Raw genomic sequence first — 22,563 nt, forward strand, 5'->3', positions numbered from 1 at the left:
GCATTGACTCTCTACTTAATAACCGATATTCCTAATTGTGTCCAACATCTCATTTTTGCCTAAAGGAATACGACAATGACTGATAATACTGCTACGCCTTCATCTTCATCATCACCATACACTATCGCTAAATTTGGTGGCACGAGTGTTGCTAACTATTCAGCAATGGAAAAATGTGCAGATATTATCCTGAAACAAAAGTCAGTTCGTGTCGTCGTTCTTTCCGCATCTGCAGGAGTCACTAATCTACTGATTGAACTTGCAGCAGGCACTGAGCCTTCACAACGAGAAGCTTTACTTTCACAAGTCCGCGATATTGAGTACGCGATTATCAATCAACTCTCTCAGCCAGAAATTATTTCCCAAGAAATAAACCGCCTGCTTGAAAATATTGAGATGCTCTCTGAAGCGGCCACGTTAGCTACTTCTGATGCATTAACAGACGAACTTGTAAGTCATGGTGAATTAATGTCAACCTTACTTTTCGTTGAGTTACTGCGTGAAAATGGCATACAAGCGGATTGGTTTGATGTCAGAAAAGTGATGAAAACGAACGATCTATTTTGTCACGCTGAGCCTGATATGGTGCAATTAACCGAACTCACACAAAGCCTTCTTCAGCCTCGTCTAGATGAAACAGTTATTGTCACACAAGGCTTTATTGGTCAAGAGCCAAAAGGTAGAACCACAACTCTAGGTCGTGGTGGTAGCGACTATACGGCTGCATTGATTGGTGAAGCACTAGGAATGTCTCGTGTAGATATCTGGACGGATGTACCAGGCATTTACAGCACTGATCCAAGAATAGTGCCAGAGGCGCATCGTATTGATCAAATCGCCTTTGATGAAGCGGCAGAGATGGCAACCTTTGGCGCTAAAATATTACACCCCGCTACATTATTGCCTGCTGTTCGTAGTGGCATTCCGGTATTTGTTGGCTCAAGTAAAGCGCCCGAAGAAGGCGGTACGTTAGTTTGTGCACAAACAGAAAATCCACCTGTATTCCGTGCGATTGCACTGCGTAGAAAGCAAACATTGCTCACGTTACATAGCCTGAAAATGCTTCATGCGCGTGGTTTCTTGGCTGAAATTTTCACCATTTTATCGCGCCATCATATTTCGGTTGATGTGATAACAACATCTGAAGTCAGTATTGCTTTAACCCTTGATACAACAGGTACAACAAATTCATCAGGCAGTTTATTAACAAATGCCTTATTAACCGAGCTTTCTGCATTATGCCGTGTTGAAGTAGAAGAAGATCTGGCGTTAGTTGCCGTGATTGGTAACTCTCTTTCACAGGTAAATGGTTTAGGTATTAAGATTTTCGGCACATTAGAAAATTACAATATTCGTATGATTAGCCACGGTGCAAGTACTCATAATTTATGTTTATTAGTTGATGGCAAAGATGCGGATAATATTGTGCGTAAATTGCATGATACTTTGTTTTAACACATTCACATTGAAAAGAGAGATAAAATTTTTATCTCTCTCAAAATTCAACCTTTATTGCTGAAAAGGTGCAAGCTTTAAAGAACTTCATTTAATAATAATTAGAATCAAAGCCTAATTCTATTAATGGAGTATTAAAAAATGCATAAAGTCAGTAATAGCAGCATGAGTATAAGTGAAATTATAAGTAATAAAATTAGCACTAATAAGCCTCATACTCGTATTCTTACAGATATAAAAAAAGAAATTAATTCTTTGCACAATAATTCAGTTACGCTGAATATTCCTCTCGATACCACGCTCTCTCTTTTAAAATATATAGAAGATAAGCGTCCTATTTCTAAAAACATAGATGCCATATACAATCTAGAATTAGTCGATAAGGATAGCCTTTCCTCTATGATTGATATACATCATAGAGAAAAGAAAAAAGACCATTCAGCTATTAGCCTTTATTCAGATATATTAAAAAGAATAGACATAAATACTACAAATAAAGAAATTCAGCTTACAAAGGAATTTATGAAACTATCTGATAAAATCATAGAAAATCACACCAAAATAAAAAAAACAATAAAAGTTCTAGATAGTTATTTTCAAAACCTTAAAGACAAACTAGATGAAACACCAGAACTCGAAAAGAAAATAAATGAATATGATGACCAAAATACAATTCTCTCAAGCTTAATTAAATACAATACATCACAAAAAAAAATAGGAATGAAAATTGAAGAAGAAACAAGTAAAGCCAAGAAGTATAATGAAAATTTAAATAAAGCCATTGATGAACTATGTACAATTACTTTAAATTATATATCTATATTAGAAAATAGTGACAAATTAAAAGATCATAATAAAATATTAGAATTAATAACAAATCATAAAGAATGCATAGAAAAAATAAATACTACTTATCTTAAATTTTAATATTTAATCTAGGCTTCTTTTTCTAGAAGCCTAGCTTCTAATAAATTAATAAACCCGATAACCACCATATTTCTTAGCAAATTGATTAAACTTACCAAAATCAATTAAAGCAATTTCTAAAGAACGATGAGCAAGATGTGACATATTTGCAATTTTTTCAACGAAAACTCGGTTATCTTCCAGCAATTTAGCGGTAAGTGTAGCTGCAATTATTTCGCACTCTTTAGGTGTCACAATCCAACCATCATTAGTGGCAAATTTACAAATAGGAATATTGCCTTCTTTCTCACTCTCTTTGGCTAATAACGCTTCTTCTTCTTTCATCGCCTGCTTAAATAACACAATTTCTTCTTCAACAGGCTCTGGAGTAGTAGGAATTTTATGATAAAGATAATCCCCCACTTCTTCGATTCGTGCAGGCGTCATTTCTGCTTTTAGCCAAATATTATCAAATACTTTTTCGTCTAAAATTGCCTCTGTATCTAAACTTCCTGTTAATTGCATCAGATTTAAAAAAGCATTAATTAAAACTTCACTTAATGGATAATTTCCTTTTGCCAAAGAAGGAAATGGCACTTCAGCGCCAGCAGGTGGGGTTTTCTGAAGGTACAAAGTATAGTTCATTGTAATGTCCTTTTTTCTGATACAGGTTTACAGCTTAAACATCTTTAATGGGATCGACTAGTGAAAATAACAAGGGGATATTACTATCCCCTCACTATTTATTACATTATTGAGATCTAAAAATAAAAACAAACTAAGATTCATATCCTAAATTAGGCGCTAACCAACGCTCAACTTCTCTTATACTCATTCCTCGACGTTTTGCGTAATCTTCAACCTGATCTTTTTGAATTTGAGCAACCGCGAAATATTTACTTTCAGGATGACTAAAATACCAACCCGATACTGAAGCACCAGGCCACATGGCATAAGCATCTGTTAGTTTCATCCCAATGCGATTTTCAACATCAAGTAATTGCCAAATTTTCGCTTTTTCTGTGTGCTCAGGACAAGCAGGATATCCCGGCGCAGGTCGCGTTCCTTGATATTTCTCTCGAATAAGTTCGTCATTAGAGAGATTTTCATCAGGGCTATAGCCCCAAATTTTTGTTCTCACTTGTTGGTGAAGATATTCTGCAAAAGCTTCAGCAAGACGATCCGATAACGCTTTCACCATAATTTTATTGTAATCATCATGGGCATTATCATACGCATTGGCGAGCGTGTCTTCTTCTAGCCCTCCAGTTACAGCAAAAGCACCGAAATAATCAGGAACACCACTTTCCACTGGCGCAATAAAATCGGCTAAACAGTAGTTAGGAAACTCTTTTTTCTCTGTTTGCTGGCGCAAATGGCAACTGTGCAATAACTCATGTTGTCGGCTTTCATCTTGATAAATAACAATATCATCACCCAAACGATTAGCAGGAAAGATCCCCATAATACCTTTAGGCGTGAGTAAGTTTTCATGACTTAGCTTATCCAGCATCGCGTTCGCATCAGCGAATACCCGTTTCGCTTCTTCACCGACCACGTCATCTTCTAAAATACGAGGATATTTACCTGCTAAAGACCACGTCATAAAGAAAGGCGTCCAGTCGATATATTCACGTAGCACATCAATGCTTGCAGTAATTTCTTGCACACCAAGTTGGTTCGGTTTGGGTGGCGTGTAATTTTGCCAATCAATTTTAAGTGCATTGGATCGCGCAATGTCTAAAGCGACCGGTGGTGTACGTGGTTTTTTTCTAGCGTATTGCTGGCGTACGACTTCATATTCGCGCCGTGTTTTTGCAACAAAATCCGCTTTTTGTGTTTCAGATAATAGAGCTGCAACAACACCGACCGTACGTGATGCATTCTGCACGTAAACAGTAGGATGACTATAATTTGGTTCTATTTTTACAGCTGTATGGGCTTTAGACGTTGTTGCACCACCAATCATTAATGGTAACGAAAAACCTCGCCTTTCCATCTCTTTAGCCACATTCACCATTTCATCAAGTGACGGAGTAATCAGACCTGAAAGACCAATAATATCAACTTTTTCATCAATCGCCGTTTGCAGGATCTTATCGCAAGGTACCATTACCCCCAGATCGATAATCTCATAGTTATTACACTGCAAAACAACTCCGACAATATTTTTACCAATATCGTGAACATCCCCTTTTACAGTAGCGAGTAAAATTTTACCTGCGGAAGTACCTGCTTGTTTTGTTGCTTGAATATAGGGTTCAAGATAAGCAACGGCTTGTTTCATCACCCTTGCTGATTTCACTACTTGAGGTAAAAACATTTTCCCTTCGCCAAACAAATCACCCACTGTATTCATACCATTCATCAATGGTCCTTCAATAACTTCAATTGGGCTTGATGCTTGTTGACGACAAGCTTCCGTATCTTCAACAATAAATTCAGTGATCCCTTTAACTAAGGCGTACTCTAAGCGTTTTTCTACATCCCATTGACGCCATTCAGCAAGTTGATGGTTTTGTTCATCATTTTTCGTTCCACGATAACGCTCTGCCAATGCTAATAGATTATCTGTGCTTTCTTCATGGCGATTTAAAATAACGTCTTCAACCGCATTACGCAGTTCATCTGGCAATGAGTCGTAAATAGCAAGTTGCCCTGCATTCACAATCCCCATATCCATGCCATTTTTTACGGCGTAATAAAGAAAAACAGAGTGAATAGCTTCACGAACAGGATCGTTACCCCGGAATGAGAATGAAACGTTAGACACCCCGCCAGATATTAAAGCATAAGGTAATTGAGATTTAATATCTGCACAGACCTCAATAAAATCAACAGCATAATTATTATGTTCAGCAATGCCTGTCGCGACTGCAAAAATATTAGGATCAAAAATAATATCTTCAGGAGGAAAACCGGCTTGCTCTGTTAATAACTGATAAGCTCGACGACAGATTTCGATTTTACGCTCTCGAGTATCCGCTTGCCCCACTTCATCAAACGCCATAACAACGACAGCGGCACCATATTTACGCACTAATTTAGCATGTTCAAGAAAAGGTGTTTCTCCCTCTTTCATTGAAATTGAGTTAACAATTCCTTTGCCTTGGATACACTTTAATCCCTCTTCGATTACTTCCCATTTTGAAGAGTCGATCATCACCGGAACCTTGGCAATATCAGGCTCACCAGCAATAAGATTGAGAAAACGTGTCATGGCTTCAACCGCATCTAGCATGCCTTCATCCATGTTGATATCGATGATTTGAGCACCATTCTCAACTTGCTGACGTGCAACATCCAATGCTTCTTGGTAATTGCCTTCTTTTATCAAGCGCTTAAATTTCGCCGAGCCTGTTACGTTAGTTCGTTCCCCCACATTTACAAACAATGAGTTCTCATCAATCGCTAAAGGCTCTAAACCTGAAAGGCGACACGCTTTCTTAAGAGTCGGTAATACTCTTGGTGCGATACCTTCTACTGCTTGTGAAATTGCAAGAATATGTGCAGGTGTTGTTCCACAACATCCCCCCACAATATTGAGAAAACCAGCTTGCGCCCACTCTTTAATTTGCTCAGCCATTTCTTGAGCATCTAAGTCATAACCTCCAAATGCGTTAGGTAAACCCGCATTAGGGTGAGCGCTGACATAGGCTTCAGAAATTTGCGAAAGTGTTTGAATATATTGGCGTAATTCTTTAGGGCCTAACGCACAGTTTAAACCAAATGAGAGTGCATCAGCATGACGTAATGAGTGGTAGAACGCTTCTGTTGTTTGCCCCGTTAAAGTTCTTCCTGAAGCATCTGTAATGGTGCCTGAGATCATCACAGGTAATTCAATATTTAGCGCTTCAAATTCACATTTAATCGCAAAAATAGCGGCTTTCGCATTTAATGTGTCGAAAATAGTTTCGACCATAATTAAATCGACACCGCCTTTAATTAGTCCTCGAATCGCTTCTCGATAAGCATCCACCAGCTTATCAAATGAAACATTACGAAATGCAGGATCATTAACATCAGGAGATATGGACGCCGTTCTATTTGTTGGTCCTAAAACACCAGCAACATAACGTGGTTTATCAGGTGTTAAAGCACTCCATTTATCTGCACAGATTTTTGCTAATTTTGCAGCTTCTTCATTCAACTCAAAACAGAGCGACTCCATCTGATAATCAGCCATCGCAATGGACGTTGAGTTAAAGGTATTGGTTTCAACAATATCAGCACCCGCTTGAAAATAAGCATCATGTATATCTGCAATAATCTGGGGTTGTGTTAACACTAAAAGGTCATTATTTCCTTTAACATCACAACCCCAATTAGCAAAACGCTCACCTCGATAATCAGCTTCTGTCAGTTGATATTGCTGGATCATTGTACCCATTGCACCATCAAGTACTAAGATACGTTTTTCTAATGCTTCTACCAGTTGTTGTTTTATGTTTGCCACGTTACTTCCTCTTAATCGAGAATGTTTTTATTTTTATTTCTTTATTTTTCTTTCGTTGTTTTTTTATCCTACCATATCTTTTTAGAAAGATTTCTAAGACGAAGATGAGAGATTTTCACTCAGTAATAAATGCTTTTAATAAATATTTCTTATCACACACTTTGTTTTGAAAAATGCAGTGATCGGAGGAGTTTTATTATGCGAGATAGTTCATAATAGATATTAATATGGATAGCATTTCTGGAGTGTATGCATGACAGTTTCCCCTACAAATAAAAAAGCGCGTAAGACGAAAACAACTGCCACTCAAAGTACTGCACAAGGAGGCCCCGTTCAGTCATTAAGCCGTGGACTGACATTATTGGAATATATTTCCGAATCTCCGGGGGGTATCGCCCTAACAGATCTCGCCTTTCAAGCTGGATTGCCTAATTCCACAACACACCGTTTACTCACGACACTTCAGCAACATGGTTTTGTCCGTCAAGTTGGAGATTTAGGATTGTGGGTTGTTGGTACACACGCCTTTATTGTTGGCAGTAGCTTTCTGCAAACTCGTAATCTTTTAGTAATGGTGCATCCTATTTTGCGCCAGTTGATGGAAGATTCTGGTGAAACCGTCAATCTGGCTATTCTTGACCAAATTGAATTTGATGCCGTGATTGTCGATCAAGTGCAATGTAATGCACTAATGAGAATGTCGGCTCCTATTGGTGGTAAATTACCGATGCATGCTTCAGGTGCTGGTAAAGCATTTCTTTCGACGTTGCCAGAAAATAAATTGCTACCGCTACTCCAGAAAAAAGGCTTAATGGCCTATACACCTCACACCAGAACACTCCCTTCTTCTTTAAAAGAAAATTTGGATCAAGCTCGTAAACAAGGTTTTTCTTTCGATGATGAAGAGCATGCTTTAGGCTTACGCTGTATTGGTGCTTGTATTTATGATGAACACCACCAGCCTTTTGCTGCAATTTCACTTTCAGGCCCTGTTTCTAGAATGACTGATTCACGTATCACTGAATTAGGCGCTATGGTTATCAAAGCCGCAAAACAAATTAGCCGTGAATATGGTGGTATAAAAAGCTGATCCTATCTTTCACCTTCCTCGTTACCAAACAATGAGGAAGGAACTCCCTAATTAAACCGATTCAGCTTTTTAAAAAGGCAGAGTTTCGGCTTTATATTCGTTAAATATTAAAAAACTGTTATTTATCACCTAAAAAAATTGATGTTGATCACAGATGTTGTTTAAGACGCATTAAGAGTATTGCAACTCTTCTTGTTACCCGTAACAATGTTACCGGTAACAAATACTATAGCTAAATTAAAATACGCTCTATTCATAGCCGATAGTAACGCTCATCACCCTGTGTGAATAAAGGAAGCATCATTATGAACCCTAAAAACCATAACCCAATTCAGAACGACTTTGTTCCGCTTAACGAGACTATAAAACAGGTAACAGAGCGCATTATTGTTCGCTCACAATTGACTCGTCGTGCTTATCTGAAAAAAATCGAAGCTGCAAAAAGCCAAACAGTACATCGTGCTCAATTAGCTTGCGGTAATTTGGCTCATGGTTTCGCTGCTTGTCAGGCTGATGATAAAAATCGCCTGAAAAATATGGTTCATAATGATATTGCCATTATCACTGCTTACAATGATATGTTGTCAGCTCATCAGCCGTATGAAAATTATCCCCAGAAAATTAAAAAGGCATTACATGCTGTTGGTGCCGTAGGGCAAGTTGCAGGTGGTGTTCCTGCTATGTGTGATGGTGTAACTCAAGGTCAAGATGGGATGGAACTATCACTCCTGAGTCGGGATGTGATTGCGATGTCAGCGGCTGTCGGTTTATCTCATAATATGTTTGATGGTGCACTCTATTTAGGGATCTGCGATAAAATTGTTCCTGGACTGACAATGGCAGCACTCTCTTTTGGTCATCTTCCTGCTATTTTTGTTCCTGCTGGCCCAATGACGAGTGGTTTACCCAATAAAGAAAAAGTGCGTATTCGCCAACTTTATGCTGAAGGTAAAGTGGATCGTCATGCATTGTTAGAAGCCGAAGCAGCGTCTTACCATAGTATTGGCACCTGCACCTTTTACGGTACAGCGAACTCAAATCAGATGGTCATGGAAATGATGGGGTTACATTTACCCGGTGCTTCTTTTGTTCATCCAGATACCCCCTTGCGTGATGCATTGACGGATGCAGCGGCTAACCAAATAGTACGCCTTACTGAAAACTCAGGTAATTACCTCCCTATCGGTCAATTAGTTGACGAGAAGGTCATTGTAAACGGCATTATTGCTCTATTAACAACGGGTGGATCAACTAACCTAACAATGCACTTAGTTGCAATGGCACGCGCGGCTGGCATTATCATTAATTGGGATGATTTCTCTGAACTTTCACAAGTTGTGCCACTGATTGCTCGTATTTATCCTAATGGCCCTGCCGATATCAACCAGTTTCAAGCAGCAGGGGGTATCGCACTGATTATTCGCGAACTACTGAAAAAAGGCTTAATTCATCGTGATGTTAATACTGTTGCAGGATTTGGCATTGAGCGTTATACCTTAGAACCTTGGTTAAATGAGGGTAAACTTGATTGGCGCGAAGGTACAACAAGCTCTTTAGATAAAGATGTCATTGCTGATATCAATACACCATTCTCATCACATGGTGGTACACAAGTGATGCAAGGTAATTTAGGCAGAGCTGTAATGAAAACTTCAGCCGTACCTGATGAAAATAAAATTATCGAAGCCCCTGCAGTGGTGTTTAATAGCCAACATGATATTGCCGCTAAATTTGAAGCCGGTGAGCTAAATAAAGATTGTGTTGTGGTTGTGCGTTATCAAGGGCCACAAGCCAACGGTATGCCAGAATTACATAAATTAATGCCACCACTAGGGGTGTTAATGGATAAAGGCTACAAAGTAGCATTAGTTACCGATGGCCGACTTTCAGGCGCATCTGGTAAAGTACCTGCCGCAATTCATGTCACTCCTGAAGCTATTAATGGTGGTTTATTATCCAAAGTGCACGATGGTGATATCATTCGTGTTAATGGTAAAACAGGTGAGTTAACACTCCTTGTTGATGAACAAACGCTCAATGCTCGCCAAGACAAGATGCCTGATTTAAGTGCGAACGACATAGGCTGTGGCCGTGAACTATTTGTGAATTTGCGTCGTCATTTATCCGGAGCTGAACAAGGTGCTTGTTGTATTGATTTTTAATAGCAACAAGTCTAATGCCTAACGAAGAGCAGATTTAATTCATTTGCTCACCATTTTCTAATTAGGAAATACAAATGATGAATCATTGGAATACAAGTGCAGAGTCTGTACTAAAATCAGGGCCTGTCGTTCCTGTTATTGTTATTAATCATATTGATGAAGCTGTACCTGTTGCCAGAGCATTAGTTGCAGGTGGCGTAAAAGTTTTAGAAGTCACATTACGTACAGATTGCGCTATTGAAGCTATTCGCCGTATTGCGAAAGAAGTCCCAGAAGCCATTGTGGGTGCAGGAACCGTGATTAATCCACAACAGTTAGCACAAGTTACTGAAGCAGGCGCTCAATTTGCTATTAGCCCTGGGTTAACAGAAGCGCTACTCAAAGCTGCAGTAGCTGGAACGATCCCTTTAATTCCTGGTATTTCAACAGTTTCTGAGCTAATGCTCGGTATGAGTTATGGCTTAAATGAATTTAAGTTTTTCCCTGCTGAAGCCAACGGGGGTGTTAAGGCATTAAAAGCAATTGCAGGACCATTCTCAAAAGTTCGCTTCTGTCCAACCGGAGGTATTTCACCAGATAATTACCGTAATTATCTGGCGCTAGAAAGCGTACTTTGTATTGGTGGCTCTTGGTTAGTGCCTAATGATGCGGTTAAAGCTGGTGATTTCCAGCGTATTACTGAATTAGCTAGAGAAGCCGTTGCTGGCGCTCAGCGCTAATTTTTGCAATAAAAACATATTTAGCTCAATAAAGATAGGTATCCCCTTTATGCCTATCTTTGTTTTTAACCTTTTTTATCCTGACTGATCACGATAAGCAAATCGCTTAGTTTGGGCATAAGCGTAAACATCCTCAATATACCCTACTTTAATTCTTTGCTGTTGTTGTTGCCAATATTCTGGTGATAAAAGATCATGATGTTGAGCCTCAAAATAACGACAGACTTGTTTATCACTGCATAAAAAATAACGAAATTCTTCTGGAAAAACATCATTAAGCGCAACGCTATACCAAGGTTCACTGGCTAATTCATCTTCAGGATAGCGGGCCGGAGGGATCGCCCGAAAATTCATATCTGTAATATAGCTAATTTCATCATAATCATAGAAAATGACACGATGATGACGAGTCACTCCAAAGTTTTTAAATAACATGTCACCAGGAAAAATATTCGCCGCGATAAGTTCTTTTAATGCTTGGCCATAGTCTTCGACGACAGCTTTGAGTTGATTATCATTACATTGCGCCATATAGATATTGAGAGGCGTCATTCTGCGTTCCATATAAAGATGGCGGATCAGTAGCTTATCGCCAAGATCTTCCAATTTATTTGGGATCTCCTGTTCAAAGACAGCCATTAACTCAGGGCTAATTCTTTTTTTATCGACCACAAAATTCTCAAATTCTTGAGTATCTGCCATTCGACCTACACGATCGTGCTCTTTAACTAATTGATAGCACTCTTTTACACGCTCAGCGGTGATCGTTTTTTGTGGCGCAAATTTATCTTTGATCACTTTAAAAACACGATCATACGTTGGTAACGTAAACACCAACATCACCATACCTTTTACTCCTGGTGCTTCGATAAATTGCTCCGATGAAAAATTCATAAAAGCAAGGTATTCGCGGTAGTATTCTGTTTTACCGTGTTTTTGACATCCAATAGACATATAAAGCTCAGCGATAGATTTCCCTGGTAATATATCTCTTAACCATGCAACTAATGCCGCAGGAAATGGCGCATAAACCATAAAATAAGAACGGGCAAAACCAAAGACAATACTGGCTTCATCTGCGGTTATCAAACAAGTATCAATCAACAATTGTTGTTCAATATTATGAATAGGTAATAGAAACGGAATATATTGATTATCAATAACAATTTTACCTATTAGCCACGCAGCTTTATTTCGATAAAAGAGTTCATTTGCAATATGAAATACCGCATTACGTAACTGCAAAGAAGAAAACTGGGCATTTAGCACATTACAGATTGAATTAATATCTCGTTGCTTATTTTGCCACGGCAACCGTAAAGGTAAGCGCGATAAGATGTCTTGCAGTAATGTCGGTAAATCACTTTGAATAACAAACTGCTTTGATAATGGTCGAGGGGCTTGCGTAAAGCGATAAGCCGGTTGTGATGAAAAAACAAAAAGATTTCTTTTATTCAATTCACGATGGTGAAACAGACGACAATAAACGGAATTAAAAAAGCTTTCTGCAATCTCAAATCGAGGATAATTAGGCAATAATTGCGTATAGTTTTCTTTTACTTTTTGTAAAAAAAGACTTTCTTTATCAATGTCGTGACGAATACATCTAAGTTGTTCAACCACTAATCCAACATGATTATCATATAAACGGATGCGCTCTTTCATCGCCAGTTGAGCACCATGCCAATCTGCTTGTTCAAAACGATATTGAGCTCCTGATGTTATCTCAAGGAAACGACCATATTGAGCATCAAAGCCCTGTAAAATTGTTTGAGCAATCAAATCTTCTGGCGTCATTCACAACCTCACGAAAAAGAGGAGCATCCTGCTCCTGAATTATCACCACAAAAAGAGATAATAATATTTTTAAACTTTAGAATTGCTGCTCTTCTGTTGAGCCTGTTAGTGCCGTTACAGAAGACATACCACCTTGAATAATCGTCGTGACTTTATCAAAATATCCTGTTCCCACTTCTTGTTGATGTGAGGAGAAGGTATAACCTTGATTAAGTGCAGCAAATTCTTTTTCTTGTACTTTTTCAACGTAATGCTTCATACCTTCACCTTTAGCGTAGTCATGCGCTAAATCAAACATGTTGAACCACATGCTATGGATACCCGCTAAAGTAATAAATTGGAATTTATATCCCATTGCAGAAAGCTCATCTTGGAAATGCGCAATCGTGCGATCATCAAGATTCTTTTTCCAGTTAAAGGAAGGTGAACAGTTATAAGCCAGCATTTTTCCGGGATATTTATCGTGAATAGCTTCGGCAAACTTAGCCGCCATTTTCAGATCGGGGAGTGATGTTTCACACCACACCAAATCGGCATAAGGTGCATAAGCAAGACCACGGCTAATGGCTTGATCAATACCAGCATGGGTACAGAAGAAACCTTCAGGTGTACGTTCTCCTGTTAAGAACGAACTATCATAAGGATCGCAATCAGAAGTTAAGAGATCTGCGGCATCGGCATCTGTTCTTGCAACTAATAAAGTTGGTACATCAGACACATCAGCAGCTAAACGTGCCGCAACCAGTTTTTGTACAGCTTCTTGGGTTGGAACTAATACTTTCCCCCCCATATGTCCGCATTTTTTCACTGCGGCTAACTGATCTTCAAAATGAACACCTGCTGCGCCAGCTTCAATCATCGCCTTCATTAATTCAAAGGCATTTAATACACCACCAAAGCCCGCTTCCGCATCAGCCACAATAGGAAGGAAGAAATCAATATAATCTTTATGTTGAGGACCAATACCATTTGACCACTGAATTTGATCAGCTCGTCTAAAGGTATTATTGATACGTTGTACAACATTAGGAACAGAATCAACCGGATATAAAGACTGATCAGGATACATGCTTGCCGCAGTGTTAGCATCAGCAGCCACTTGCCATCCTGAAAGATAAACGGCTTCTAACCCTGCTTTTGCTTGTTGCAACGCTTGCCCACCCGTTAAAGCTCCTAATGCATTCACATAGCCTTTTTTCGATTTTCCATTTAATGATGACCAAAGCCTTTGAGCGCCACGTCGTGCTAAGGTATGTTCTGGGTTAACCGAACCTCTTAATTTAATGACATCTTCAGCGCTATAAGGACGAGTAATACCTTTCCAGCGAGGTTGTTCCCACTCTTTCTCTAATTGGGCGATTTGCTCTGATCTACTAATAGTCATAAAAACAGCTCCTATAAATACGGTAGTGATGATGTTTGCAGTTTATAAATACGTTTTGACGTATCTTTTTTAATTTAAAAGTTGATAACCCGGCAAAGTCAGAAAATCGACTAATTCATCTTGGGTTGTAATGTTATCCATCAAAGAGGCGGCTTCTTTAAAACGCCCTTCTTCGAAACGAGTATCACCGACTTCTTGGCGTATCACCTCAAGCTCTTCTTTCAACATATTACGGAAGAGATCTTTAGTCACAATTTGCCCATCAGACAGCGTTTTTTGGTGGCGGATCCATTGCCAAATAGAAGTACGCGATATTTCTGCCGTTGCGGCATCTTCCATTAGTCCATAGATAGGTACGCAACCATTACCAGAAATCCACGCTTCGATATATTGCACAGCAACACGGATATTAGCTCTCATGCCCTTTTCTGTACGTTCACCTGTACAAGGTGCTAATAACATTTCTGCCGTTATTTTTTCATTACGTTGTACATCAAGTTGATTGGAACGAGCTCCCAATACGGCATCAAAAGCCGCTAATACGGTTTCAGCAAGACCAGGATGAGCAATCCAAGTACCATCATGGCCATTTGTTGCTTCAAGCTCTTTATCATCAAATACTTTTTTCAAAATAATGCCGTTTTGCTCAGGATCTCGACTTGGAATAAACGCAGACATTCCTCCCATCGCAAAAGCGCCACGTTTATGGCAAGTTTGAACAAGTAGACGAGAATAAGCACTCAAGAAAGGCTGAGTCATCGTGATCCCTTGTCTATCTGGTAATACACGATCAGGGTAATTTTTTAATGTCTTGATATAGCTAAAAATATAATCCCAACGACCACAGTTAAGCCCGACAATATGCTCTTTCATGTGGAAGAGGATTTCTTCCATTTGGAAAACAGCGGGTAAGGTTTCAATTAATACCGTGGCTTTAATCGTTCCTGTTGCTAAACCAAAGCGTTTTTCAGTGAAATGAAAAACATCACTCCACCATTTAGCCTCTTGCCATGTTTGCAATTTAGGAATGTAGAAATATGGTCCACTTCCTTTTTCTAACAGTGCTTTGTGGTTATGATAAAAATACAAAGCAAAATCAAATAATCCACCAGAAATAGGCTCCCCCTGCCATAACACATGTTTTTCAGGAAGATGTAATCCTCTAACTCTGGCAATCAATACTGCCGGTGATGCTTTAAGTTGATAGCATTTACCCTGTTCATTGGTATAAGAAATGGTGCCTTTGACGGCATCACGCAGATTAATTTGACCATCAATCACTTTGTCCCATGTTGGTGCTAAGGAATCTTCAAAGTCCGCCATAAAGACTTTTACATTGGCATTCAATGCATTGATAACCATTTTGCGATCAACAGGCCCTGTTATTTCAACACGACGGTCTTGCAGACCTTTAGGTATTGGATTAACTTTCCAATCCGAATTTATAATGGAATCTGATTCCGAAATAAAATCAGGAAGCATTCCATTATCAACTTTATTTTTCCACTGTTCCCTTTCTGCTAATAAGGTATCCCTTCTCTCTGAAAAATGATTAACCAAATCAGTTAAAAATAACTTAACATCTTGATTTACTATCTCTTTTTCCTGTTCACCAAAAGATTGCGTAAAATTTAATTCTTCTGTTATTAACGATTGTGACATTCTGCATTCCCCTAAAATCGTTTACACACCTGATTAAGATTAATGCAGTTTTCACAAAAATCAAAAATGAATTCCATTTTTATTTAAATAATTTTTAACAATGTGATTACAATAGTGTTTTTTTATTGTACAAAAACGGAAATTTCAAAAATAACTCGAGGGATCTAGAAGAGATCACTAACGAAAGGAAAAAAGAGTGTTCATACTTGATGATTTTACCTATATAGCTTTTTCTTATATGAATATTCTTCATACACAACATGAAGACCTCGACATTCAAAAGGTTATTAGCTAAATTTAGGCTTCTAGATGTCTAGATGTTTTTTAGAGGTTATTGAAATGCCAATTAGAGTACCCGATGAGCTGCCCGCAGTCCGTTGTTTACAAAAAGAGAATGTCTTCGTCATGACATCCAGTAGAGCGAGTATTCAAGATATTCGCCCTTTAAAAGTGCTTATCCTTAATTTAATGCCTAAGAAAATAGAAACAGAAAACCAATTTCTGCGGTTACTTTCTAATAGCCCTCTGCAAATTGATATCCAATTATTACGCATTGATTCTCGTATCCCTAAAAATACGCCAGTAGAACATCTCGATACTTTCTATTGCGATTTTGACCAAATTAAAGAACAAAATTTTGATGGTCTTATTGTTACAGGGGCACCATTAGGGTTAGTCGAATTTGAAGATGTGGCTTATTGGGATGAAATAAAGGAAGTTATTACATGGGCTAAAGAACACGTCACTTCAACACTTTTTATTTGCTGGGCTGCCCAAGCAGGGCTAAATATTTTATATGGATTACCAAAATATACGCTAGAACAAAAAATTTCAGGAGTATATCGTCATAGCACTTGCTCGCCTCTTTCATTATTGACTCGTGGATTTGATGAAACTTTTTTTGCACCCCATTCTCGTTATGCAGGGTTTCCTATCGATTTTATTCAACATAATACTGATTTAGAGATCCTTGCGACTTCAGAAGAAGCTGGCGCTTATTTGTTTGCATCAAAAGATAAAAGAGTTGTCTTTGCAACTGGGCACCCAGAATACGATCCCAATACACTAGCAGATGAATATCATCGTGATGTTAAAGCAGGGCTAGATCCTCAATTACCAGAAAATTATTTTCCTAATAATGATCCAAGTAAAAAACCTATCGCTTCTTGGCGTAGCCATGGGCATTTATTGTTTGCAAACTGGTTGAATTACTATGTTTATCAGATAACACCGTTCGATCTTGCCCATATGAATCCAACCTTGGATTAAAGAAAAACCCCAAAATAAAATTTGGGGTTTTAAGATAATCATTTGCCAAGCTAAGAATTATTTATAGCGATGAGCTAATGCATTAGCGGCGATCATTGCATTATAAACATCGTATTCAGTGACTCTCATTGGCATATTACCCATGGTATCACCTTCGGCACAGGCAATTTTCGCCACAGTACGCCATTCGCTTTCAATGAATTCTTTCATACCCATATCTTCAAGTGTCAGTGGTAATTCCGCCGCTTTAATAATACGGATCACTTCATCAATTTCTTCTTGTGGCGCATTTTCTAGCACTAATTGTGTTAATAAACCAAAGACAACTTTTTCACCATGTTGAACACGATGTAAAGACTCAACCGCAGACATACCATTGTTAACCGCATGAGCAGCGGCTAAACCGCCAGCTTCGGCACCAACACCACTAAGATAAATTGTTGCTTCAATAGTTTGTTCTAATGCTGGTGTAGTAATTTTATGACGGATAGCATCCATTGCTTTATCAATGTTTTCACTTAACATTTCAAAGCATAATTGTGCTAAACCAAGGCCTGTACGTGATGGGCGTTGATTGACTAAGTTTAAACCATCTGCTTGATAGCAAGCGCGTGCTTCAAAGTAAGTCGCTAGAGCATCACCAACACCCGCTGAGAAAAAACGTTGTGGTGCAGAGGCAATAATCGCAGTGTCTGCAATAACAACATCAGGGTTTTGTGGTAAAAATAAATATTTATCAAACTCACCATTTTCTTTGTATAACACTGAAAGTGCAGTACAAGGTGCGTCAGTAGAAGCAATTGTAGGGAATAAAATAACAGGAATATGTTGATAATAAGCAACCGCTTTAGACACGTCTAATGTCTTGCCACCGCCAATACCAATAATAACGTTCGCTTTATTCTCAATTGCAATTTGACCAAGGCGATTAACTTCTGCTTCAGTACATTCGTAATTAAATTTTTCAACAATCGCTCCAATCTTATTTTCTTTTAGAGAAGGAAGCGCTTCTTTAGTTACTTTTTCTAAGAAAAATTCATCACTAATAATAAAAGAATTATCACCAAAATCTTTAACGTATTTACCAACAGAAGCAAGAAGTTGGCTACCAATAAAGAATTTTTTTGGGGAGGTTACAGAACGAGGTAATATAGACGGCATAACTAAATTCCTTTATTTTTGATTTTGCTATAAACAATAGCAGAATTAGTATTTCATCTTACCTCTCATCAGAATATGAATCTAGTAAACTCTCTGATAGCTATTACCTTATATATTGATATTGCATTATTTAAATACATGTAAAACAAATAGTTATTTTAATATAATTTTAAAACAGCAGATTAATTACGTATTTATATCTATAATATAAGCATTGTTTTATAACTAAAATAACGTAGTTTAGGATCATCAATGACACTTATACGAGAAAAACTGACATTACCTGCAAATGCCAATAAACTCTTATTACATTCTTGTTGTGCCCCTTGTTCTGGTGAAGTCATGGAAGCATTACAAGCATCAGGCATTGAATATACAATCTTTTTTTATAATCCCAATATTCATCCTCAAAAAGAGTATTTAATTCGAAAAGAGGAAAATATCCGTTTTGCTAAAAAACATAATATTCCTTTTGTCGATGCCGATTATGATACTGACAATTGGTTTGAAAGAGCTAAGGGAATGGAAAAAGAGCCTGAACGTGGTATCCGATGCACAATGTGTTTTGATATGCGTTTTGAAAGAACAGCTCTTTATGCTGCTGAAAATGGTTTTTCTGTTATTTCAAGTTCACTTGGGATATCACGGTGGAAAGATATGAAACAGATAAATGGTTGTGGCGAAAGAGCAGTAGCGCCTTATCCAGATATGGTTTATTGGGATTATAATTGGCGTAAAAAAGGTGGCTCAGCCAGAATGATAGAAATAAGTAAGCGAGAACAATTCTATCAACAAGAATACTGTGGGTGTATTTATTCGTTAAGAGATACAAATAAATATCGTAAATCACAAGGCCGAGAACTTATTAAGATTGGCGTTCAATATTATACTGCTTAGATCTTTTTCCTTTTATTCTAGGCATCACAAATGTGATGCCATAAAAAGGACAACACAATAAATCGTTATTTGATATACAGTCATGTTATATTCACGCTATAACAATATATTATTTTATTAAGGTGATTTCTTGTGGAAGACGCTGTTATTCTCGTAGATAAAAATGATAATGAGCTGGGAACGATGCCAAAGCTTGAAGCTCATATTGTAGGCGCCTTACATCGAGCCTTTTCAATATTTATTTTTAATTCAAAGCAGCAATTACTTATTCAACAACGTGCAATATCTAAATATCACTCTGGTGGTTTATGGGCAAACACTTGTTGTAGTCATCCTCTTCCAAACGAATTAGTTTCAGATGCTATTCATCGTCGTTTAGATGAAGAATTAGGCATGAAATGTGATATGCAATCTATTGGAACTATTCTATATAACGAAAAAGTGACTGATGATCTGATAGAACATGAATTTGATCATCTATTTCTTGGGTTTAGTAACGAATTACCACTTAGTAATCCAAATGAAGTGATGAATTATCGCTGGATCTCTCTCGATTATCTTTATCAAGATATTGAAGAGAACGCACAAAATTACAGTGTTTGGTTTCGTTACATATTAAATCGGATGGGAATTGAGCAGTTTTCTCGTTGGAGCCAAGGTATTATTTAGCAATTATTTTATTAACAACGATAAATTACTCATTGATTTGAGCTTTTAAAAAGCTTAAACGCAAAAAAGCCAACCCATTGGGTTGGCTTTTTCGTCTTATTTAATGCCTGGCAGTTCCCTACTCTCACATGGGGAGACCCCACACTACCATCGGCGCTACAACGTTTCACTTCTGAGTTCGGCATGGGATCAGGTGGGACCGCTGCGCTATGGCCGCCAAGCAAATTCTGTTTAATCACCCGTTACTCCGATTTCTCGTTATAACCAGTAATTTCAATCTTAAACAAGCTTACTTCATCTACTCTTTGTCTCTCAGACAAAACACCTTCGGTGTTGTCAGGTTAAGCCTCACGGTTCATTAGTACTGGTTAGCTCAACGTATCGCTACGCTTACACACCCAGCCTATCAACGTCTTAGTCTTAAACGTTCCTTTAGGTCACTCAAGGTGACAGGGAAGACTCATCTCGAGGCAAGTTTCCCGCTTAGATGCTTTCAGCGGTTATCTCTTCCGCACTTAGCTACCGGGCAATGCCATTGGCATGACAACCCGAACACCAGTGGTGCGTTCACTCCGGTCCTCTCGTACTAGGAGCAACCCCTCTCAATCTTCCAACGCCCACGGCAGATAGGGACCGAACTGTCTCACGACGTTCTAAACCCAGCTCGCGTACCACTTTAAATGGCGAACAGCCATACCCTTGGGACCTACTTCAGCCCCAGGATGTGATGAGCCGACATCGAGGTGCCAAACACCGCCGTCGATATGAACTCTTGGGCGGTATCAGCCTGTTATCCCCGGAGTACCTTTTATCCGTTGAGCGATGGCCCTTCCATTCAGAACCACCGGATCACTAAGACCTACTTTCGTACCTGCTCGAGCCGTCACTCTCACAGTCAAGCTGGCTTATGCCTTTGCACTAACCGCATGATGTCCGACCATGCTTAGCCAACCTTCGTGCTCCTCCGTTACTCTTTAGGAGGAGACCGCCCCAGTCAAACTACCCACCAGACACGGTCCCCGATCCAGATTATGGACCTAGGTTAGAACATCAAACGTTAAAGGGTGGTATTTCAAGGTTGACTCCATGCAGACTGGCGTCCACATTTCATAGTCTCCCACCTATCCTACACATCAAGGCTCAATGTTCAGTGTCAAGCTATAGTAAAGGTTCACGGGGTCTTTCCGTCTTGCCGCGGGTACACTGCATCTTCACAGCGAGTTCAATTTCACTGAGTCTCGGGTGGAGACAGCCTGGCCATCATTACGCCATTCGTGCAGGTCGGAACTTACCCGACAAGGAATTTCGCTACCTTAGGACCGTTATAGTTACGGCCGCCGTTTACTGGGGCTTCGATCAAGAGCTTCTCCCTAAGGATAACCCCATCAATTAACCTTCCAGCACCGGGCAGGCGTCACACCGTATACGTCCACTTTCGTGTTTGCACAGTGCTGTGTTTTTAATAAACAGTTGCAGCCAGCTGGTATCTTCGACTGGCTTCGGCTCCGTCCGCAAGGGACTTCACTTACCGCCAGCGTGCCTTCTCCCGAAGTTACGGCACCATTTTGCCTAGTTCCTTCACCCGAGTTCTCTCAAGCGCCTGAGTATTCTCTACCTGACCACCTGTGTCGGTTTGGGGTACGATTGTTGGTAACCTGAAGCTTAGAGGCTTTTCCTGGAAGCAGGGCATCAATTGCTTCACCACCTTAGTGGTTCGTCATCACACCTCAGCATTAAGTGACCGGATTTGCCTAATCACTCTGCCTACATGCTTGAACCGGGACGACCGTCGCCCGGACAACCTAGCCTTCTCCGTTCCCCCATCGCAGTTACCACCAGTACGGGAATATTAACCCGTTTCCCATCGACTACGCTTTTCAGCCTCGCCTTAGGGGTCGACTCACCCTGCCCCGATTAACGTTGGACAGGAACCCTTGGTCTTCCGGCGTGCGGGTTTTTCACCCGCATTATCGTTACTTATGTCAGCATTCGCACTTCTGATACCTCCAGCATACCTCACAGTACACCTTCGCAGGCTTACAGAACGCTCCCCTACCCAACAATACATAGTATTGCTGCCGCAGCTTCGGTGCATGGTTTAGCCCCGTTACATCTTCCGCGCGGGCCGACTCGACCAGTGAGCTATTACGCTTTCTTTAAATGATGGCTGCTTCTAAGCCAACATCCTGGCTGTCTGAGCCTTCCCACTTCGTTTCCCACTTAACCATGACTTTGGGACCTTAGCTGGCGGTCTGGGTTGTTTCCCTCTTCACGACGGACGTTAGCACCCGCCGTGTGTCTCCCGTGATAACATTCTTCGGTATTCGCAGTTTGCATCGAGTTGGTAAGTCGGGATGACCCCCTAGTCGAAACAGTGCTCTACCCCCGAAGATGAGTTCACGAGGCGCTACCTAAATAGCTTTCGGGGAGAACCAGCTATCTCCCGGTTTGATTGGCCTTTCACCCCCATCCACAAGTCATCCGCTAATTTTTCAACATTAGTCGGTTCGGTCCTCCAGTTAGTGTTACCCAACCTTCAACCTGCCCATGGATAGATCACCGGGTTTCGGGTCTATACCCTGCAACTCATTCGCCCAGTTAAGACTCGGTTTCCCTACGGCTCCCCTATACGGTTAACCTTGCTACAGAATATAAGTCGCTGACCCATTATACAAAAGGTACGCAGTCACCCCATCCTCAAATGTCCCGCTTGCTTTTACTGTCAAACTGGCTCGATTTTTTAACTTCCGTTGCTCGTGTACTTCTATGTACACTGCGCGACGGCTTGAAATAATCAACCCATTTTGTAGGTAAACGCTTCGCTGTTTTCGAGTGGTTTGTCCAATCACTCAGTGCAAGGCACTTGAGTGATGGGGCTCCTACTGCTTGTACGTACACGGTTTCAGGTTCTTTTTCACTCCCCTCGCCGGGGTTCT

14 protein-coding genes and 2 rRNA genes (1 of these 16 running past the window's edge) are annotated in these 22,563 nt (G+C 39.7%); 8 read left to right on the forward strand and 8 right to left on the reverse strand.

The genetic code is table 11. The features are described from left to right. The first annotated feature begins 75 nt into the window (after positions 1–75). The gene (gene lysC / locus LW139_RS18785; protein WP_166539885.1) at positions 76–1,455 is read left to right on the forward strand and encodes a lysine-sensitive aspartokinase 3; all 1,380 of its coding nucleotides are present in this window, start codon (positions 76–78) and stop codon (positions 1,453–1,455) included. Positions 1,456–1,596: 141 nt separating this feature from the next. Beyond that, entirely contained in the window at positions 1,597–2,382 is a 786-nt protein-coding gene (locus LW139_RS18790; protein ID WP_247850378.1) for a hypothetical protein, read from the forward strand. A 45-nt stretch (positions 2,383–2,427) separates the two neighbouring features. Here the strand turns inward: LW139_RS18790 and LW139_RS18795 are convergent, their stop codons facing one another. Beyond that, on the reverse strand, positions 2,428–3,006 hold the full coding sequence (locus LW139_RS18795; RefSeq protein WP_208105138.1) for a hypothetical protein: 579 nt from the start codon (positions 3,004–3,006) through the stop codon (positions 2,428–2,430). A 133-nt stretch (positions 3,007–3,139) separates the two neighbouring features. Next, entirely contained in the window at positions 3,140–6,817 is a 3,678-nt protein-coding gene (metH, locus tag LW139_RS18800) for a methionine synthase (RefSeq protein WP_166539883.1), read from the reverse strand. A 253-nt stretch (positions 6,818–7,070) separates the two neighbouring features. Between metH and iclR the strand changes: the two genes are divergently transcribed. The 3 genes from iclR to LW139_RS18815 all read left to right on the forward strand — a co-directional run bounded on the left by iclR (position 7,071) and on the right by LW139_RS18815 (position 10,788). Continuing rightward, the gene (gene iclR / locus LW139_RS18805; protein WP_166539882.1) at positions 7,071–7,907 is read left to right on the forward strand and encodes a glyoxylate bypass operon transcriptional repressor IclR; all 837 of its coding nucleotides are present in this window, start codon (positions 7,071–7,073) and stop codon (positions 7,905–7,907) included. 305 nt (positions 7,908–8,212) lie between these two features. Further along, entirely contained in the window at positions 8,213–10,069 is a 1,857-nt protein-coding gene (gene edd / locus LW139_RS18810; protein WP_247850379.1) for a phosphogluconate dehydratase, read from the forward strand. A 77-nt stretch (positions 10,070–10,146) separates the two neighbouring features. After that, positions 10,147–10,788, forward strand: coding sequence for a bifunctional 4-hydroxy-2-oxoglutarate aldolase/2-dehydro-3-deoxy-phosphogluconate aldolase (locus LW139_RS18815; RefSeq protein WP_166539988.1), 642 nt, complete (start codon positions 10,147–10,149; stop codon positions 10,786–10,788). Positions 10,789–10,863: 75 nt separating this feature from the next. On the opposite strand, the gene aceK is transcribed toward LW139_RS18815, so the two are convergent. The 3 genes from aceK to aceB all read right to left on the reverse strand — a co-directional run bounded on the left by aceK (position 10,864) and on the right by aceB (position 15,631). Further along, the gene (gene aceK / locus LW139_RS18820) at positions 10,864–12,585 is read right to left on the reverse strand and encodes a bifunctional isocitrate dehydrogenase kinase/phosphatase (protein ID WP_166539880.1); all 1,722 of its coding nucleotides are present in this window, start codon (positions 12,583–12,585) and stop codon (positions 10,864–10,866) included. Positions 12,586–12,661: 76 nt separating this feature from the next. After that, positions 12,662–13,969, reverse strand: a complete 1,308-nt coding sequence (gene aceA / locus LW139_RS18825; RefSeq protein WP_072065199.1) for an isocitrate lyase — start codon at positions 13,967–13,969, stop codon at positions 12,662–12,664. A gap of 69 nt (positions 13,970–14,038) precedes the next feature. Further along, positions 14,039–15,631, reverse strand: coding sequence for a malate synthase A (gene aceB, locus LW139_RS18830; RefSeq protein WP_247850380.1), 1,593 nt, complete (start codon positions 15,629–15,631; stop codon positions 14,039–14,041). A gap of 339 nt (positions 15,632–15,970) precedes the next feature. On the opposite strand from aceB, the gene metA reads away from it, so the two are divergent. Next, entirely contained in the window at positions 15,971–16,900 is a 930-nt protein-coding gene (metA, locus tag LW139_RS18835; protein ID WP_166539878.1) for a homoserine O-acetyltransferase MetA, read from the forward strand. A gap of 57 nt (positions 16,901–16,957) precedes the next feature. Here the strand turns inward: metA and LW139_RS18840 are convergent, their stop codons facing one another. Then, positions 16,958–18,061 carry a glycerol dehydrogenase gene (locus LW139_RS18840; protein WP_247850381.1) on the reverse strand — a complete coding sequence of 368 codons (1,104 nt, stop codon included), beginning with the start codon at positions 18,059–18,061 and terminating at the stop codon, positions 16,958–16,960. Positions 18,062–18,313: 252 nt separating this feature from the next. Here LW139_RS18840 and LW139_RS18845 point away from each other — a divergent pair, with 252 nt between their 5' ends. Further along, complete coding sequence (locus tag LW139_RS18845) at positions 18,314–18,958, forward strand: epoxyqueuosine reductase QueH (protein ID WP_109408462.1); 645 nt, start codon at positions 18,314–18,316, stop codon at positions 18,956–18,958. Positions 18,959–19,090: 132 nt separating this feature from the next. After that, a complete protein-coding gene (idi, locus tag LW139_RS18850; RefSeq protein ID WP_166539876.1) occupies positions 19,091–19,627 on the forward strand; it encodes an isopentenyl-diphosphate Delta-isomerase in 537 nt (178 codons plus the stop codon). A 105-nt stretch (positions 19,628–19,732) separates the two neighbouring features. Here the strand turns inward: idi and rrf are convergent. Both rrf and LW139_RS18860 read right to left on the reverse strand, forming a co-directional pair. Continuing rightward, positions 19,733–19,848 (reverse strand): 5S ribosomal RNA (gene rrf, locus LW139_RS18855). A gap of 116 nt (positions 19,849–19,964) precedes the next feature. Beyond that, positions 19,965–22,563: ribosomal RNA gene (locus LW139_RS18860) — 23S ribosomal RNA — on the reverse strand; it runs 478 nt beyond the window's last position.

This window comes from Proteus vulgaris (assembly GCF_023100685.1).
Taxonomy (GTDB): domain Bacteria; phylum Pseudomonadota; class Gammaproteobacteria; order Enterobacterales; family Enterobacteriaceae; genus Proteus.

What these genes read in the sequence shown, in the direction of transcription:
- LW139_RS18790 (WP_247850378.1), top strand. Translation starts at nt 1,597, where the DNA reads ATGCATAAAGTCAGTAATAGCAGCATGAGTATAAGTGAAATTATAAGT.
- LW139_RS18840 (WP_247850381.1), bottom strand. Translation starts at nt 18,061, where the DNA reads ATGCCGTCTATATTACCTCGTTCTGTAACCTCCCCAAAAAAATTCTTT.
- LW139_RS18795 (WP_208105138.1), bottom strand. Translation starts at nt 3,006, where the DNA reads ATGAACTATACTTTGTACCTTCAGAAAACCCCACCTGCTGGCGCTGAA.
- aceK (WP_166539880.1), bottom strand. Translation starts at nt 12,585, where the DNA reads ATGACGCCAGAAGATTTGATTGCTCAAACAATTTTACAGGGCTTTGAT.
- metA (WP_166539878.1), top strand. Translation starts at nt 15,971, where the DNA reads ATGCCAATTAGAGTACCCGATGAGCTGCCCGCAGTCCGTTGTTTACAA.
- iclR (WP_166539882.1), top strand. Translation starts at nt 7,071, where the DNA reads ATGACAGTTTCCCCTACAAATAAAAAAGCGCGTAAGACGAAAACAACT.
- aceB (WP_247850380.1), bottom strand. Translation starts at nt 15,631, where the DNA reads ATGTCACAATCGTTAATAACAGAAGAATTAAATTTTACGCAATCTTTT.
- edd (WP_247850379.1), top strand. Translation starts at nt 8,213, where the DNA reads ATGAACCCTAAAAACCATAACCCAATTCAGAACGACTTTGTTCCGCTT.
- LW139_RS18815 (WP_166539988.1), top strand. Translation starts at nt 10,147, where the DNA reads ATGAATCATTGGAATACAAGTGCAGAGTCTGTACTAAAATCAGGGCCT.
- lysC (WP_166539885.1), top strand. Translation starts at nt 76, where the DNA reads ATGACTGATAATACTGCTACGCCTTCATCTTCATCATCACCATACACT.
- LW139_RS18845 (WP_109408462.1), top strand. Translation starts at nt 18,314, where the DNA reads ATGACACTTATACGAGAAAAACTGACATTACCTGCAAATGCCAATAAA.
- aceA (WP_072065199.1), bottom strand. Translation starts at nt 13,969, where the DNA reads ATGACTATTAGTAGATCAGAGCAAATCGCCCAATTAGAGAAAGAGTGG.